We start from the raw sequence: 18887 nt of genomic DNA on the forward strand, positions 1-18887 counted from the left end.
CCAAAACCGGCAACATTATTATTGACTTGGCAATTTTCTAAAGTTAAAGTGCTGCTACTTCCTGTTTGAATGCCACCACCGGCGCTAGTTGTCTGATTATTTGGGTCAGTACCAGAAACTTTGCCGTTGGCAACAATCAAGTTTTTTAGAGTAACATTGGTTGAAGCTTCAGTGAGGATTACCCGCGAAGCACTGTTGCCGCTGACGGTTAAATTGGCTGCACCAACTGCATCAATTGTCAAGTTTTTGTTGATGACAAGTTGACCGGAAGTGAGAGTAATTGTTTGGCTGGCAAGAGTGGAGGCAAATTGAATGGTATCGCCGGCCGCTGCGGAGGCGATTGCATCTCTCAATGAACCGGACCCGCTATCCTTATTGTTGGTAACGGTAATAGTCTTTAAAGTCCCTTGATAATCCGCCATTGCCTCTGGAGTCAAGGCTAGCGGTGCTTCAATATCACCATTGGCAAACTCCAAATTCCAGTTACCGCCGCGGCCAGTGCGATCGCTAGATGCCGCAATATCAGCCCCGGTTAACTCGCCCAGGCGATCGACAAAATCGCTTCCCGATCCCGCAGCAACATCGCAACCGTAAAGCACAATATCAGCTTGGTCGCTCAGGGCATTTCGCCACTCTTGCAACTGGCTTTCATATTGCGGCAAATTATCCGAATTCAACGTCGCAGAACCTAGCTGCAAGCTGCCAGAATTGCCGTGAGAAAAAATGTGAACTTGGTCTACAGTTCCTCCCGCAGCAGAAATTGTTTGCAGTTTCGCAGTAATTTGCTCGACTCCGTTGCCATTTTTATCGAAAATGATAATCTCTGCGCCCGGAAGCACGCCACCCGCAAGAGTTTGATAGTCATCTAACTCGGAATCAATGAAGATAATAGATTTAGAACGAGAATTGCGGATCGCAGATTGTGAATCAATACTGGCAAAAGTTGAGTTCATTTCGCATACCCTATGAGAATGTTTGCTATTTGCTGGTAGATTCACCTTGAAAGCAGAAGGCTAGAGATGCAGTAGGCAGAAGGCAGAAGGCAGAATTAAAACCTCAATTATAAATCTTGGAGATGAAATTATAGGGAAAAATTTTATTTTTCTCCCTGGCTTAAATCCGAGACTTGTATCCATAATTACAGCGTATCCCAACTTGATGAAGCACTAGGGAAACGGCACTGCCGTTTCCCTAGGGGAATCAATCGATAGGCGGGTGTACTTCATAAAGCTGCAATCTGCTGTAGGTTTTGCTGTGTAAGGATTGCGAGTTTTCTAGGCATTAACCGCAGAGGATGTAATGTAAATATCCCTGGACGTAGAACCTCTATATCGCAGGTTTGGAATGCGCACCTTACCGATATAATTAGCGCATCATACCATTTTCAAGCCTTAGTCCTGGTAAATTATGAAAACATATCTGCGGTTCCGAATTCCTGAGAATTGCTCTAGCTAGTACCTCATACATTTGCCTTACTGAAAACCAGGAAAGCCGCATCAAAGCTTGGCCAATTTAGCTTGTTTCCCCATCGCAAAAAATTCAAAACAATCCGAAATTTAGTTATTGAGAAAGCTTGCTTTATTCGGGTGGTGCTTATAGCGCACCTACCCGAAGTTGCGCTGGTAGTAAGGTGCTTATGGATCACCCTACCACAGGCAGTTAGATTGTTACCTGAGTGAAATCGCTAGCGGTGAGAATACCGGGCGTAACACCGTTAAGCTTCGCTAACAATTGATTGGTGTCCGTCACGCTAATCAAAGTCTGATTATTGCTAGAAGTGATGCTGAGTTGATTGAAACTCAAACCAGAATTCAACCCAATTAAATCCTCACCCTTGTGGAAATCGGTAATGATGTCGCTACCCAAACTTTGATTTAGGAAAAATACATCATTTCCCGAACCGCCAGTCAAAGTATCATCCCCAACATCGCCGGAAAGGAAATCGCTACCAGCACCGCCGCTGAGAATATCATTGCCTTTGCCACCGTACATAGTATCGTTACCGATGTCGCCGCAGAGCACATCGTTTTCATTGCCACCTAACAGCAAGTCGTTGCCCTCACCGCCATCGAGACTGTCGTTTTCTTTGCCGCCGTAAAGCGTGTCATTTCCCAGTTGACCGAAAATTAGGTCTGCACCTTCATTGCCAAACGCAATATCGTTGCCGTTTCCAGAATTAATGGTGTCATTTCCTAAGTTGCCTAAAATGTAGTCGTCGCCATCTTCGCCCAGCAAGATATCGTCATCTTTGCCACCAAAAATGGTGTCGCTGCCAAGGCCGCCGGCAACAGTATCTTTGCCGATATCTCCCCTCAAAAAGTCCTCGCCATCTCCGCCAACAACAGTGTCATTATCTTTGCCGCCGTAGATGGTATCGTTGCCAGCGCCACCAGAGATGAAATCGCTGCCTTCATTGCCGAAAAGCGAGTCGTTATCTGCACCGCCGTCAATGTTGTCATTGCCGCCCATGCCGTAAAGAGTGTCGTTACCAGCAAGCCCGTTAATTGACTCGTTGATGCCGCCGCCCATGATGAAATCGGAACCTTCAGCGCCGTTGAGAGTTTGTTGGACGGGGTTCGCGGTGATGGCAGCAACGTCGAGTTGCGGGGCGTTGAGGTCATCCAGCAGGCAAGCATCCGAGGCCGGAGTAGGAGTGGGCGCGGGCGTCGGAGTGGGCGCCGGTGGTGTCGGAGTAGGAGTGGGCGCGGGCGTCGGAGTAGGTGTCGGAGTAGGTGTCGGAGTTGGCACCGGGACGACACTACCTCCCAATTCAAAAGATCCGCTGTCGACGATCGCACCTGGAATGGTGTCGCCATCTTGAGGGCGAGTCACGCCGCGCTGATCCGTAGCGGGTGCGCCGGTAGCAATCCCTTTATCAATTGCCGGACTTCCTGTCAGCAGGGGTCTGACTAAAGCGCCGTTGATGTTTTGCAAAGGGCCGAGTAAAGGGTCTGCGATCGTCACACTTGTCGTCACCTTGGTATCGGTGTTAATCACCGGCCACTGAAAATTCCCTCCTTGATCGCTATATTGGGCCGTGGTGTGTTGCTGAATGCCCCAAGGGTTTCCTCCGTTGCCCGCTGTATTGTTGGAAAAAATCGTGTTTTTGAGGGTGACATTATTGGCATCGGCGAAGATACCTCCACCAACCCAGCCGGCGTAATTATCGGCGATCGTCGTGTTAACAATAGTTGTGGGTGCACCAAGAGTCATTGCACCGCCGAGTTTGTCGTAGCCATCAGCCACAGTAGTAGGAACTGAGTTGCCAGAAAACGTACTGTTAGTAATCGTAGTAGGGGCATTTCGCATCCACAGACCGCCACCTTGATTGCCGGCTTTGTTGCCCGCAAAGGTGGTGTTGGCAATGGTCAATCCCTGGTTGGTGCTGTCGCTCAAAATCGTTACCCCACCACCGTTTCCAGCATTTCCACCGTTGGGTAGCGCCATAACTTCGTTATTTTGGAAGGTGGTGTTTTCCAAAATTACATTGTCCTGGCTACCGGTGAACAGATAAGCTGCTCCGCCTTCGCCTCGCCCTTTGTTGTCTTGAAATACGCTTTTGGTAATTTTAATTGTGCCGGAAGGCTCGTCAGTAGAACTGGCTCTGTCTGTGTAAATTGCGCCGCCGAAACCCCTTAAAAAAGAATTGCCGTTGGGATCGTTTGGGGCGAACTGGCCTGCGGTGGTGTCGTTGCCGATGAATCGCGAGTTTTCAACTGTTAACTTGCCGTTGAGGCTATTAATTGCGCCGCCGTTAATTCCTAAGTTGTTGGTGAAGTCGCTGTTAACAACGGTGAGGTTTTTATTACTTGCAAACGCAATACCGCCAGCGCCACGTTCATCGTTGGTTGCAGTGGCTTTATTTCCGGTGAATTTACTGTCGGTAACAGTCAGGGTGTTGTTCCAGCCGCTGAAGATTGCACCGCCACCTTTATCAGCAACGTTGTTGGTAAACTGAACTTTTTCTACGGTCATCGTTACTTCGTCAGTTGTACCGATCGCACCCCCGTTATCAGCCGTTTTGCCGTTAGTAATAATGAGGTTTTTGACTGCAAAATTGGTAGCAGTCGCAACGTTGGCATTGACAAAAAAGGCGCGGGATGCGTTGTTGCCGCTGATAGTTAAACCCGCTGCGGCGGCGCCGTCAATGGTGATGTTTTTGCCAACGGGAATATTGAGTTGACCGCTGGTGAGGGTAATAGTTTGACCGGCTAAACCTGGAGCGAAGGTAATTGTATCCCCTGCAACAGCGGTGGCGATCGCAGCCCTTAATGAACCGAGCCCGCTATCGCTATTGTTGGCTACCACGATAGTAGCTAAATCACCTTGGTAACTTGCCATAGCCTCGGGACCCAAGGCTAAGGGAGATTCAATTTGGCCAGAAGCAAATTCTAAATTCCAGTCGCCGTCGCTGCCGGTTATGTTGGTGGAAGCGGCAACGTCAGCCCCGGTTAATTGACTGAAGCGATCGACGAAATTAGCACCTGAACCGGAGGCTACATCGCACCCGTACAGCATGATGTCTGCTTCTGGGGCTAGTGCAGTTTGCCACTTTTCCAACTGGCTTTTGTATTGCTCTATGTTATCTGAACCCAGAGCAGTATTGCCAAGTTGTAGGCTGCCAGAATTGCCGTGAGAAATAATGTGAACCGAGTCAATAGCCCCGTTAGTGGAGGCGTATTTTTCAATTTCAGAGCTGATTTGTTCGATGCCGTTTTTGGTGCGGTCGAGTATTACTACCTGCTGTCGAGGCAGCACTCCCGCTGCAATTGACTCGTAATCTTCCACGCCGGAGTCAATGAAGACTAAGGAGCGCGGTGACCGTTTTTCAAAAGAAGATTGTGAGTTAACTTGAGCGAGTGTAGAACTCATATTGGAGACTCCATTAAGGGCATTATTAGTAGATACACCCCGGAGTAATCTCATCAGTCTTATTTTATTACATCTTAACACCAAATTTGGATAAACTGCAATATTTAAATTTAATTTATTAAATTTATTTTTATCCTGATTTACCTGTTGGCGCTGGTACTGACTGGGATTTTTGGTCGCTAACGCTGGAGAATAGATACTCAAACTTATCGGGAAAATTTAAATAAATCCACCTTCTACCATTCCGAGCTTTTCAGCCTGATTTGGCTAACGGTAGCCATTATTTCAGGCATTACGAAATTGTGTAAGTAATTTCTCCTTCAATAATTCCTTGAAATTATATTTAGTAGTTTTTATTTGAGTGTGAAATTTTAGGTATAGGCAAACGGTAGTAAGGTACCCATACCAGTATTTCCTGCAAAGGAGAACTTAATTATGTACGTTTTGAAAACTGTATATGCTTGGAAGCTGCTAGATTTTTGATACACCAAAATACTGATTAGAAGTGGGTTTGGTCGCATTTTTTACTAACAGTCTAAACTGTCTGATATTAAGTGCCAGTTAATCGCTGGCAATCAAGTTGTTTGTGCGCTGGCGCGGACTGTTTGAGGACTGCGATCCTCACTACAAACGTGATTAGAATTATTCAGCGGGAGTTCCTATGATTGATTGCAGGTTGAGTCAGATCAAATCGTTGATTTCGATCGCGCCTGTGTCCCCTAATTACAATTGCATTCAGACCAGTCCCCCTCAATTGCATCACTTTACTTATTACCAAATAGTCGATCGCGCCCGATACAGTTGCCGAGTGTGTCGCGATCTCGATCAGCATAACACGAACCAAATCCGCTTTTTTTACTCATGGAACTCTCCAATTTTGACAATTGGCTTTTGTATGGTTCCAGGTAATCTGAACTGAGGATAACAGAGCCTAATTGCCGTTTGCCCGATCTACCGCCAGAAGTTGAGCGAGTTTTGTAAATCTGTCCAAGGATAGAGGCATATTTTTGAAGTGTCCAAGTAATTTCCTTGATGCCGTCCGAGGTGGAGTTGAGTAAAATTACTTCTTCATCAGCCAAAATTCCCGAAACAAAATATCCACCGTCATGGATGCTGGAGCCATTGAATACAAAGCTTCTGGATGGGGCATTTTGGTATTCCGAGGCGGGAATGGTTTCCCTTAAAGAAGTGAACATATTTCCTCCTCCAAAAGGCAGTTTAGTGGTAGATACAGCCTTGGAGTCAGAGCGTCCGAAACTGCCAGCGACCTTATTTATTTCGCTGATTCTTATTTTACCTATCTATCAGTTTCCCCTATTTCTGCGGCACTGCCATCCGCGATCGCACGGAATTTATATTCTGCGTGTTTTCCCTTACTTCCGGCAAGCCAGCAATTACATATCGATCCTATATCCTATCGGTGATACCACTTTCAAAAAAGAATCCAACTGTAGGCCCGTGCTTCAAACCCCAATAGTCTTCAGTCATTCCCATTCTTTTATCTAAAATCTAAAAGGGTATGACAGTTAGTCGATCGACCGCGAAACTGCACCGCTCAAGATTCTGTGGAAGATGGCGGTTTTTTCCCTGCATTGCGAATATTAATAATCTTGTTCAGCGCCTCAAACCAAAAAGCAGCCCCCATAGAAATAGCTAGGCCGCTCAATATCCAACCAAACAATTTTGCCATCAAAGCAGGCCACAATAAATTCCCCTTGGCATCTCGTTCTAAGCTGTTCTGTTCGCTCCATCCAAAAGGCAGAGCTACCTGATCCAAAGCTCGATCGACATCCTGTTGAACTTTTGTCAGACTGGTTAAATTATTTGATTTAGTCTTAGCATTGTTTGTCACCAACTGCTGAGCGTACAAATTAACAGTCGATCGCAACATCGAATCCTTCGACAACCGATTAATAATATTAATGCTATCAGCATTAGCAGCGACAGCGATCGCAGTTCCGAGCAAAATCGCCACCCCTCTGGCATTCCGCTTGTAAACACCAGAAGCGCGCTCCATCGATTGGTCAAACCAAATTTCAATTTCTTTCTGAAACCGCTGCAACTGCTCTTGAGTATCTCCGCCGCCTTTTTCAGCCCGCTGCGCTAAAATATAAAGGCTGCTTTTCAAAGATTCTGGCATACTGTCCAAGGTTTTTTGAATTTGTTGATAAATCGGACTCTCCTCTTTTATCTCCATAATTTCTGCTACCGTAGCTTGACTTTTTTTAACAGTATTTAACAGATTGCTGAAACTCGGTTGCAGTTGCCCTAGCAGTGCCACCCGCTCAATTGGGCTGTCAAAACGAGCTTTCACAAATGCCATCTGCCTCTGAAATTCTCTCCCTCCCAGCTCGGTTTCTGGTAGATAAACCTGAGAATCCTTAATATAAAATCCTAGCTTTTCCGACATCCGATCTAAGCTGTTGTTCAAACTTCCTAAATTGTTGTGATAATCTTCAACAACTCGATTAAACTCCGCCGTTAGCCACCCAAATTCTTGCTCGATAATCGGTTTAGTATAATCGGGCAAATTTAGGTTTTCTCCAATCAACTTAATTTGTGCCAACTGTAAAGTTTTAAATTTTTCCAATCGGGTTTTAGAGATAGAGCCGATCAAACTTGAAACCTTTAAAGTATCCAAAAGGCTAGCAGAAAAACACTCTGCTGGAATATAAGAAGGCCCACTGGATTTATTGCCGAAAACATTTTTAGTACCCGTAACTGCGTGGTACAAATCCCCCATGCGGTGCGTAACAGAGCGGAATCTCTCTGATAAAAGCCCCTTCGCTCCCTGATTCAAATCTTTGATAATCGGATTGGCGTAAATCGAATGAGCTAACTGTCCGACTCGCTTAAATTGCAGGGGATCTTTCGCACCTTCGTTGCCGCCAGAAATCAGCACTTCGATCGATTTCTTTAAATGTTCCGCCCGCCACTGCAAAACAGTAGCAATCAGTTCCTGAATTTCCGAAGCTAGCAAGCTTAAAGTCAGGTAGATAAAGACTAAGCCAATGATAATATCTATAATTACAGGCAAATTCATGGTATTTTCCTAGTCGCAAATAACTGCTGTCTAAGTTTACCTTCAGTTTGGGACGCTCAAAACTCTCTTAACTTATGTCAGAAATCTTTCCATTCCTAGGCCGCAAACCGAAAAATCGCTGGAATGACAGCTTTACAGACAAAGTGTGGATGCTGGCTTTTCTGTTGGCTGCGGTGCTGATTTTCGGGCTGAATCTGGGCGGCGTGGCGTTGCGGGATTGGGATGAAGGCATTGCAGCGCAGGTAAGCCGCGAAATTTGGCGAGGCAACTTAAATTGGCTGTATCCGACGATCGACTCTATGCCTTATTTCAACAAACCGCCGCTGGTACACTGGCTGATCGGGCTGTGTTTTGCAGCAGGCGGCGTCAGCGAATTCACGGCGAGGTTAGTACCGGCGATGCTGACGGCCGCTTCTGTGCCCCTGCTTTACGCCATTGGCAGGGAGTTGTTTCCCAGACGGTCGATCGCCATTTTTTCTGCCCTCGTTTATCTGACGCTGTTACCGGTGGTGCGGCACGGACGTTTGGCGATGTTGGATGGGGCAGTTTTGTGTTTCTTGCTGGGGGCGATGTGGTGTTTGCTACGATCGCGCCGCGACTTGCGCTACGCTTTGGGGGCGGGGATTGGGTTCGGACTAATTTGCCTGACTAAGGGCGTCATGTTGGGGCTGCTGTTGGCTGCTGTTGGCTGTATTTTTTTGGTTTGGGATACCCCGCGACTCCTCACTTCTGGGTATCTTTGGGGCGGATTGGCGATCGGAACTTTCCCAGTAGCTGCTTGGTATTTTGCCCAATGGCTGCACTACGGCCAATATTTCATCAACACTAATTTAGTTAACGAATCTTTCCGGCGCATTTCGGAACCTGTGAGCAGTCACAAAGGCCCGCCCTGGTATTATCTTTTAGAAATTTTAAAATTAGCTTGGCCGTGGCAGTTATTTTGGCTACAAGGGCTGTTTTGGAGTTGGGAAAATCGCAATTTTCCCGGGCCAAAATTAGTATTGGTTTGGACTGGAGTATATCTGCTGGCTATTTCTGTTATGAATACTAAATTGCCTTGGTATGTTTTGCCAGTTTATCCAGCTTTTGCTCTGGCAGTTGGCAGCTATCTCGCTGAAGTTTGGGAGCAACTGTCGGTGCCGCCAGAGCCAATCAAAGAGGAAGCAGAAGAACATTTTGATGCTATTTCTTTTTTGCCTCATCCCGCGATTTTCGCAATACTGGCTGTACTTGGTGTTGTCGGCTGCATTTACTTCAGTGGCTTAGTGCAAATTGGGAAATACATTGTGCCGAGCGAGCGAGATTTGCAGTTAATGCTGATATTTGTAGCTTTGACAATGACACTGGCGGCCGTGTTGCTGCACCGCAAAGATCGGCAGTTTATATTAGTTTTAACTTGGGGAACTTACCTGACGCTTTTGGTATTGGTCGCTTCAGATAACTGGGTTTGGGAACTGGCGGAGGATTATCCTGTTAAGCCGATCGCCGAAATTGTCCGCACAGGAACTCCGGCCGGTCAACAAGTGTTTACTTCTCACCGCTTGGGCCGTCCATCGCTGAATTTTTACAGTCAACGCCAAGTTATTGTCGCCGACGCGCCGACGCTCAAACAGAAATGGCAATCTCATCCTCAACCTTATTTTTTGTTAGAAAAACCAGTTTTAAAACATTTAGGTTTGCAGAATGCTGAGATTGTCAAAACAGCGGACGATTGGGTTTTGGTAACTAAAAAGTAAGTTAATAGTGAACAGTCCCCTCCTTAGCGTGGGTGAGATAACTTTCCATTGTCTAATATTGCTTCAGATTGCCAGCCTTACCCGAAGCGGCATCGAATTTACGATCGATCAATCGGACACGATCTAACAACTAACAATCAACAGAGTGCATTTCTATTTTCAACGCCGTTTCGACTCTTTGATACTCGGCCTCAACCTGTTCTAAAAGCGCGCAGGCCGGATCGGGTAAAGGCTGGTTCGCATTTGTCCCGATGCGGCCCATGATTTCGAGTTCCTCGCACAGCTCAAACAAGCGAAAAGCACCGAGAGTACCGCTGATCGACTTTAAAGAGTGAGCCGATCGCCGCAAAGCCAGCGGATCGGCGTTGCCCAGGGCCATAGAGATGCCTCGCAGCAGTTCGGGAGCTGTTTCGAGGTAAATCTCGATCGCCTCGTCCAAAGCTTCCACTTCTCGCAGTCCCTCTATAATCTTGGCACTCAGGGAATTCTGGCTTTCTGACAAAGCCCGATCGAGATTTGATGCACCACAATCGACGACTGCCGGCGAATTGGGAATTGTCAGTTGTGGATTTCCCGCAACAGCGACATTCGATCGCACTTGTAATTCACTCGTTCCTTCGATCTGTTCCGCCGGAGCATCCAAACAAACGATCGGCTGCGGGCGATCGAATGCGGAGTTTGATTGAGATTTACACGCAATCAAAGCTCGCACCAACTGATCGATTGCGATCGGCTTGCTCAAATAGTCGTCCATCCCCGCAGCCATACACTCTTCGCGATCGCCCTGCATCGCATTTGCCGTCATCGCCACAATCCAAGGCCTCGTCGATTTTCGATTTTCGATTTTCGATTTTCGATTGTTAGATTCCTCGTCAGTCGATTTTCGATTTTCGATTTTCGATTTTCGATTGTTAGATTCCTCGTCAGTCAATTTGGGATTTTCGATTTTCGATTTTCGATTATTAGATTGCTCATCATTTGCGGAAACTTCTGATTCTCCCGTGTCATTTTCTAAAGTTAAATCTGCTGAAAATTGCTCGCGGATGCGGCGGGTAGTTTCCAGTCCGTCCATTTCCGGCATTTGCACGTCCATCAACACCACATCGTAAGGCTGGCGGCACAAAGCTTCGAGCACTTCGATACCGTTTCCCGCCACATCCGCGCGATACCCCATCCGCTGCAAAATTTGCAAAGCCACCTTCTGATTCACCAAATGATCGTCAGCCAACAGAATCCGCAGGGGTAAGTTCTCTGCCAGCACGGGTATGCTTTGCAAGAAAGGCCCGCTGGCGCGCTGCCCTCTAAATTCAGGTGTCTGTTCTCCAAAAATATTGATTAAAACATTGTAAAGCTGAGATTGTTTGATCGGTTTATTCAAAAAAGCAGCAAAATCTACCTCAATAGCAGGGGTGTTAATTTCTTGCCTGCCGATGGAAGTTAGCATGACTAACGGTAACTTTTCGCAATCAGGATACCGGCGAATTTGCGCAGCTAAAGTCAACCCGTCCATTTCCGGCAATTGCATATCCAAAACTGCCAAGTCAAACTCCTCTTTAGCAGCCAGCCAATCTAAAGCCAAACGAGCCGAAGATGAAGCCCTAGCCACCATTCCCCAAGACTGGGCTTGGAGAGTCAAAATTCTGCGGTTGGTAGCATTGTCATCGACAATTAACACTCGCTTGCCAGCTAATTCAGGTTGAGAATTGCTCAAGTTAACTGGCAAGGAACTGTTGCAGCCAGAAACGATCGTGCTGAAATAAAAAGTAGAGCCAACGGATGTGGTATTTTGGCCGATCGGCTTATTGCTGAGTACCGATTTGCTATAGCAATATTTTTCGGCAATTTCGCAAGATTCTCCCCATCCCAAATCAAAAGCTGCCGATCTAAAATCTGCGGGAGGATTGCCCGCCAGACTACCCATACTTTCCACCCACATCCTGCCGCCCATCATTTCGGCCAAACGCTTGCTAATTGCCAAACCCAATCCGGTACCGCCGTACTGGCGGCTCGTTGAAGAATCAACCTGGCTGAAAGATTTAAATAGCCGATCCATGCGATCGCTCGGAATGCCGATACCTGTATCTTTGACCGCAAATTGTATTTCGTATGCTTGGTTAATTGTTAGCGGTTCGCCATTAATTGCTGGCGGTTCTTTAACGTTGGCTGTCGGCACTGAAATCTTTTTTGCAGTCACCGAAACCACCACTTCTCCAGCTTGGGTAAATTTAACAGCATTGCTGAGCAAGTTGATTAAAATTTGCCTCAAGCGGGTGCTGTCGCCGATCGCCGTTGCTGGTACTGCACGATCGATCAAGTAACCCACTTCCAGTTTTTTTTGTGCCGCCTTGGCAGCTACCAAGTCTAGAGATTCCTCAATGCAAGTGCGGATGTCAAACGGATGTTCCTCCAAGTCCAATTTGCCCGACTCAATTTTCGAGAAATCTAGAATATCGTTGATCAGCGTCAGCAAGGCATCGCCGCTGCTGCGGATAGTTTCTACAAAATCGCGCTGTTCGCGAGTTAAGCGGGTATCCAACAGCAAACCGGTCATGCCGATGACTCCATTCATCGGAGTGCGAATTTCGTGGCTCATGGTGGCTAAAAATTCGCTTTTGGCTCTAGTAGCCGCCAGTGCTTGATCGCGAGCTTTTGCCAAATCTACGTCTGTTTGCTGGCGTTCGAGTTCGCTTCCCACCCACTGAGCCATCAGTTTCATCAACTCTCTGTCTACAACTCGGAACGGTTCTGTCACAGGAGTTGGAGAAAAGAAGCACAGAGTGCCGTAAACTTCACCTGCCACCGTGACGGGAATGCCCATGTAAGCTTCGATTTTGAAGGCTGGAGCCTCCGTGTTGAAGGACAAACCAGAAAATCTCACCGACTCAAAGTAAATCGGTTCTTTTGCCATTGCCGTAGCCACGCAGAAAGTTTTTTCCAAATCATAGATTTGTTCTTTGACGATCGACCCGTCCGGACACTCAACAGCCATTATTTGATAGTTGTCGCCTTGAATGGAGGACAAAATTCCCACGGACAGACCTAACTGCCGGCATCCCATTGCCAGCAGTTCTTGGAGGCGCAAATCAAAGGTAGAGAGGTGGTTGAGGGGGTCTGTACGGGGAGCCGAAGTCACTTGGTACAAAGCTTTAATTGCAGCTTCGCTTTCTCGCAGTTCTTGTTCTGTTTGCTTGCGCACGGTGATGTCGCGGGAAATGCCGATAATTTCTTGCACTTCGCCGGTTTGGGGATCGCTGATCGTGCGGCCGGTGGTTTCAAACCAAATGTATTTGCCGTCTTGGCGGCGGATGCGGTAGCTGACGGTGTAAGTAACAGGGAGCGCCAGCACTTTCCAGTGAGCTTTGGCGATGATTTCTAAATCGTCGGGGTGGAAATAATCGTTGGGGACACGGCCGATGAGTTCCGAAGGTTCGTATCCCAGCAAAGCGCGGCTGGCTGGCGAGACGTAAACAAACACGCCTTTGGGGTCGTGTCTGGTGATCATATCGGTTGAGTTCTCTGCCATCAACCGATAGCGGCCTTCGATTTCTAAGCGTTCGACTTGAGAATTGGTCAATGCTTCTAGCATTCGGTTGATGGTGTCGGCTAAGCTTGCGAGTTCATCTCCTCCGCCCATTTCAACGCGCAAGTCTGGGTCGCCGTTGGCTGCGATGTTGCTGACGCTGGTACTCAAGGAAGCCAATCTCGCCAACACTAATTTTTCTAGCAACAGCAGGGCGATCGCGCTAAATATTAAACCTACTGCCAGTATTGATAAGGTAAACAGCTCCAAGGTAGCCTGACCTTGGCGGTAGATGATGCGCTCTGCCTCTACTCGCAGCAGCAGCGCTAGGTTGCCGTGGATGTCGCGAATCAGGGCGTATCCTGCGACTAAGCTGTCACTGAGCGGCTCCACTAAAATTTCTACCGATTTGAGGTGGGAAATTTTTAGTTTGAGATTTTCCAACTCTTGCCTAGATCGAGCCATCGCCTTGGCGCCGTGTCCGGAGTAGTTCGTGGCTCCCACTTTAAAATCTAAACTCGGCAATCTAAAATCCACTGACAAGTGAGTCAGTTCTGAAAGTAAACCGATTTCGCTGCTGTCGAGGTAGCGTCCCAGGATCAGCGTCCCGCGCGGTGGCCCTTGGGCGTTGCTGTTGAAGATCGGCTTTGAAGAAATCAGCAGCGTGGCTTCTGGGAGGGTGAGGACGCCTGTTTTGGCGGGGCCACCTGTCGAGGAGTCTAGCACCGCGTCCGTCAAGTGCTGTTTTAAGCTTTCGGGAATCGGGATTTGGGTTTTGGATTTCAGGTCGAAACCTTTGCTGAAGATCGTCTGACCGTTGGAGTCCAGCAGCACCAACAAGTTTAGTCTCAAGTAAACAAATGTCGAATCGACGAAATTTGACTTGACAAAATCCTCCTTACGTGTTTCGACGAAAGAGTAAGTATCGTCCCAATCGGCGTAATCTTGGGCGCTGGTGTTTAAATTCGACAAGTCGTCATCTAATGCGTCCAAAGCCCGTGCGACATCCTGGCGGACGTACTGTGCCTCCAGGTTGTGAAAATCGTGCAGCAAAATGCTTGATGCAGTGGCATAGAGAACCAGAATCAGGCTGATCAGCGCTGCACCGATGATTAATAGTGTCTTTTTTCGGAGTTGCATGGCGTCGCCCTCCTCACGGTGCTACTAGGCAACTAGCCAGGAGAGGTTTGAGACTTAGGTTGTTTAGCATTGGCGATCGCAGGGCCTGCGTGTTTTGACTGTTGTGGGCTGACTTGGCAAAGCCCTTGGTATTTCCAAGGTATCCGGTATGTTGCCCCCCACAGTCAGTGTAGTATTTTCACAGCTTTAGTTCCCTATTATGCACAACCTATGAGCTACCAGTTATGATCTGATGACCTACAAGTTGTGACCTGACGATCGGCATTTTCAAAAGAAACGAGCGATCGAACTTAAAAAAGTTCGCGTTTGATACTGACGCAGCGAGGGCGGCAGGCGGTTGGGAGAACAGGCGTGCTGGGTTGAGAACCCTAACTATTACTATACCTAAAAAATATTGAGGAGAGAGCGGACTGACGCGTCTAGTTTGGCCCGCAAAAAGGTTCTGATTCCAGGAGCTTTTTTGATTTTTGTCGTTCTCTAGCAATCCTTGCAGGAGTTGTGGAATGGGTCGAAAAGCCAATTTAGCGTCGAAGCCTAAACCAAGTTCATAACTGACCAAAAAATTGCTCTAGCAGAGGTAATTAAGATACGCAGACTTTCCGTTTACAGCAGAAAAAAATAAAAATCATAAAGTCCCAAAATTATGCTTTTCATTTTTCAATTTTAAATGAATCAAAACTGCTAATTAAAATGTATCAATTCACAGTTTGTACCATCCTCAAAAAACAGGTAGAAGCGGATTTGCCGATAACATTATACAATATCAAGAACTAAAATAAGCCCGTTCCCACTTCCCGATAAAATCCTTTAGTAACATTAGTGCCTGATATCAGTAGAAACTCACATCAGGCACTATCTGCAATCCGATCGCAACTTGAGTCTTTTTTATCGGATGACGGCTAAAGCACCGGCGCCTGCGGAGGCGACTGCCGAGGAAAGAGCGGTGAAAAACAGCCACCAAGAGGCAACTTCTGCTGCTTTCCGGGTTTCTTCTGCTTGTTTTTCGGCTTGTAATTTGATGCTTTCGAGGCGAAGCTGCGCTTCTTGCTGCAAGCGTTCTGCTCTTTGCAAGACGCTGTTGCGGCTTCTTTCAATTTGATCGATCAAGCGGTTGGCATCTGCTTCGGAAATGTCCTCCCGAGAACTAATTAATGCTACTAAAGTATCGCGGTTGAAGTGACCCAGCCGATCGCGCAAAGCGTCAAATCCGGCTTGCGGGTCGTCAAATAACTTCCGCACGTCCCGCGTAATGCCTTCGTAGTTGAGTTCAGGGCGATCGAGCGAATTGAGGTAATCCCGAACTTTTCCGAGAATCCCGTCAATTACCGACTGAATACCCTCCTGTATTTTCTGAATTTGGAGTTGGAACTCGTCGCGTACCGACAAAATTCCATCGACAATGCGATTGGCTTCTGCTTCAGAAATATCCGGCCGCTGAGACAGCAGAGAAACAACTGTAGCTCGATCGATGTGTGACAAGCGCTCGCCCAAACTGTAAGCGCCGACTTTCGGGTCGTGCAGCAGCAGTTGCAAGTCGCGCTTGATGGCTTCGGGATTTAATTCATCCTTGCCCGTATTGCGCAAATAATCTTCTAAAACACTCTGGAAATCGTGCACTTGGCTTTGCATCCGCTTTGCCAAACGGCGCGGCGCTTTCACAATCGAGCCGAGAGTTTCCTGCACTTGGTCGATAACTTGATTGACTTGTTCCTCGCTCAAATCTTGTCTCTGAGAAAGCAGTTTTACCAAAGTATCGCGATCGACTTGAGACAGGCGGCCGCGCAGCGCTAAAGCTCCTTCTTTGGGATTTTCCAGCAGTTTTGTCAAATCCCGCTTAATCCCTTCAGGATTGAGTTCTGATTTGCCAGTATTGCGCAGGTAATCTGCAAGGGCGGTGGTGGTATTGTCGTACTGATCCTTAGCTTTTTCGGCTAACTTTTGCGGCGCGTGCAGCGCGCTGTGCCAAGTTTCTTCGGCGCTGTCGAGAAGCTGATTTACTTGGTCTTCGCTGAGGTCTTTCCGCTGAGATAGCAATTTTACCAAACTTTCGCGATCGAACCTAGAAGCTCTAGCTCTGAGCGCCCACATTCCGGCTTCCGGGTTGTCCAGCAGCGTTTTGAAATCGCGCTTGATGCCTTCGGGATTGAGTTCTTCTTTGCCCGTAGACTTCAAGTATTCTTGCACTCTTTGCCACTGGTTGTCTAGTCGAACTTGCGCTGCTTCTTGGACACCTTTAGCATCTGCTAAAACTACATCTCGCGTCCTTTCCAACTCTTGAACAATCTGTTCTACTTCCTGAAATCCGAAGTTTTCGCGACCTCTGAGAATTTGCACGAAACTGTCGCGGGTGTAAGGAGAAAGCCGATCGCGCAACTGTTCGTAAGTAGCGTCGGAATCCTCTAATATTTTTTTGAAAGCGCTGCCGATACCTGCTGCGGTGAGTTCCTCTTTCGGCGTCAGCTTCAAATAAGTTTCGACCCGCCACTGCAAATCGCGAGCTTTTTCTTGCTCCTCGGCAAAGATCGCGGTTTGTAAAACTCGCTGTCTAATTGCTTCTAATTCCTGGGAAATTTCTTTTATTTTGTCTTGGGTAAAAACCCCTCGGCTCGCCAGAATTTCCGCAAAATTCGCCTGTTTTAGTTTTTCTAATTCGCGGCGCACGGTTCCTGGATCGGCCGTAGGATCGTAGAGCACGTCACGAAATTCGCGCTCTATCGCTTGGGGGTTCATCTGCCACGAATAAGTATTGAGCAAGTAGTTTTCTACGTCGGCGCGAATTGGGCTGTAAGTTTCGGGTTCGCCTTTGACTTGAGCGGTAATTTTATCAGTTTGCTGAGTAACTTTGTCTTTAGCTGCTTTGAGCTGACCGACTACTTTTTCAACATCCAAGTCTGAAATATCCGTGCGACCCAATACTATTCCCATTAAAGCATTGACTGCCATTGTCGTTGCTTGGGACATCATGGTCGGGCTTTGTCCGGAATTTTGGCCGCCCAGATTGCCGAGGACTTTTTCTACCCTACTTGCCAATGTATCTGAGACCAAATCTCCCGATTTTGCAGATTTGAGATAGTCTACTAATTGGGCGATACCGTCTGATGGCTGCCCTTGTTTTCCTACTTGTTTCCAAGCATCTTGGAGTTGGTCTACAATGCGGTTTACGTCGCGTTTTGATAAGTCCGATCGCGAACTTACTAAATCTACGAGAGTTTGCCGATCGAGATTAGGCAAATTTTCGCCAGCAATTGCTTTGAGTTGGGGATCGTTGAGCAATTTTTCAAATTCGCTGCGCATCCCTTTGATGTCTAATTCCGGCGGTTTGAGGCTTTGGATGTAGTCTTCGACGTTTTCGCGCAAGCTTGTGGGGTCGATCGCGCTACCCAGTTCGTGGCCCACTGCTGCTGCTGCTGCTTTGGCTGTGGCGACGACTTGGTTGCTGGCTGCTTTGGCGCCGATGGCCGAGGCTGCGGTGCCGACAATGGCTTGAAAGCCTGATGTCGCGGTGTTGACGACGGAACCGATCAGGGAACCGACGGTAGTGGAGCTCACCCAGACGAGCATTGAGAAATAGGCGGCCCAGACGACTAAACCGACGATCGCACCTAAACCGGGACTGCTAATCAAGCTCAGCTTAACTGCCAGCAAGCAAGCGAAAAATAAAGCGACGGTGACGGTGATTAGCGTCCAAGTGCCTACTTTTCTGCCGATGTGGCGGACTGGGGAGCTGCCGCTATCCGAGCGGTTGCCGTCGTCATGGGATTGTCCCATGTAGGAAAGGCCTGCAGCTACTGATAAATTTGTTAGCAAGAGTTGGAAAGCGCAGGCGAGCACGACTCCAGCTATCAAGGCGATAAAAAATTGCGGCCCGGAATAGAGGAGTGCTGCGTCTTCTGCTGTGTTTGTAGTAGTCTGCTCTACTGGCACTTGGGCCAGCCAGAATCCGATGTTATACAGTTGTGGATTTATTGGCAAATTTTGATACATAGTATATTCCTCGTTAAGGGGTGGGTGCGCGCGATCGTTGGCGCGAGTTAACTAATGTATAGTTTTAGACTCATGCCCCCAATGGCAAGCATCGCCTTATTGACGAGCTAAAGCATCCCCCTACAGTTGGAAGTGTAGAAATATGTCTGCGGCCGGCTGTCTATTTAGGGATATTTGTGCTATGTAAGTTGGCAGTTGTTAAATTGTTAGTTCTAAGCTATCAGTAAAGCGTGCTGCGGCGCATCCGACATAGATGGTAGTAATGGTAAGTCGGATTAAAATAATTGCAGAGGAAAATCTTTGGTAGAGCGATATTAAGAGTCGCCACAGAAGCCCAGACAAATTGTTCGCAATTCATCTACCAATGTCATAGCAAATTAGCTTTCAAGGAATTCGATTGTGCAGCGAGAAAGTCATGCAATTATTATTGGCGGCAGTTTAGCAGGACTGTTGGCTTCTAGAGTATTAGCAAAACACTTCGACCGAGTAAGTATTGTTGAACTGGCGGGGTGACAACCCCGCCGGAACTCAGACAGGGCTGGTATTTGACCGACTTGTGTTAAAAAAAGATAGGTCAGATGAAAGTTACACT

General features: G+C 47.5%; 7 protein-coding genes. 1 reads left to right on the forward strand and 6 read right to left on the reverse strand.

The features are described 5' to 3' along the window. From E5S67_RS27020 to E5S67_RS27035, 4 genes are all read right to left on the reverse strand, one after another. On the reverse strand, positions 1–953 hold a 953-nt coding region (locus E5S67_RS27020; protein ID WP_172191795.1), incomplete at its 3' end, for a DUF4347 domain-containing protein. A 706-nt stretch (positions 954–1659) separates the two neighbouring features. After that, positions 1660–4872: a DUF4347 domain-containing protein gene (locus tag E5S67_RS27025; RefSeq protein WP_172191797.1), complete on the reverse strand. Its 3213-nt coding sequence runs from the start codon at positions 4870–4872 to the stop codon at positions 1660–1662. Between the two features lie 764 nt (positions 4873–5636). Continuing rightward, positions 5637–6068, reverse strand: coding sequence for a DUF4347 domain-containing protein (locus E5S67_RS27030; protein ID WP_172191799.1), 432 nt, complete (start codon positions 6066–6068; stop codon positions 5637–5639). Positions 6069–6427: 359 nt separating this feature from the next. After that, positions 6428–7915, reverse strand: coding sequence for a hypothetical protein (locus E5S67_RS27035; RefSeq protein WP_172191801.1), 1488 nt, complete (start codon positions 7913–7915; stop codon positions 6428–6430). A 74-nt stretch (positions 7916–7989) separates the two neighbouring features. Here E5S67_RS27035 and E5S67_RS27040 point away from each other — a divergent pair, with 74 nt between their 5' ends. Next, complete coding sequence (locus tag E5S67_RS27040) at positions 7990–9651, forward strand: ArnT family glycosyltransferase (RefSeq protein WP_172191803.1); 1662 nt, start codon at positions 7990–7992, stop codon at positions 9649–9651. 130 nt (positions 9652–9781) lie between these two features. On the opposite strand, the gene E5S67_RS27045 is transcribed toward E5S67_RS27040, so the two are convergent. Then, a complete protein-coding gene (locus E5S67_RS27045) occupies positions 9782–14311 on the reverse strand; it encodes a response regulator (RefSeq protein ID WP_172191805.1) in 4530 nt (1509 codons plus the stop codon). A gap of 885 nt (positions 14312–15196) precedes the next feature. Further along, positions 15197–18295 carry an MFS transporter gene (locus E5S67_RS27050; RefSeq protein WP_172191807.1) on the reverse strand — a complete coding sequence of 1033 codons (3099 nt, stop codon included), beginning with the start codon at positions 18293–18295 and terminating at the stop codon, positions 15197–15199. Positions 18296–18887: the final 592 nt, after the last annotated feature.

This window comes from Microcoleus asticus IPMA8, assembly GCF_013179805.1.
Taxonomy (GTDB): Bacteria; Cyanobacteriota; Cyanobacteriia; order Cyanobacteriales; family Microcoleaceae; genus Microcoleus; species Microcoleus asticus.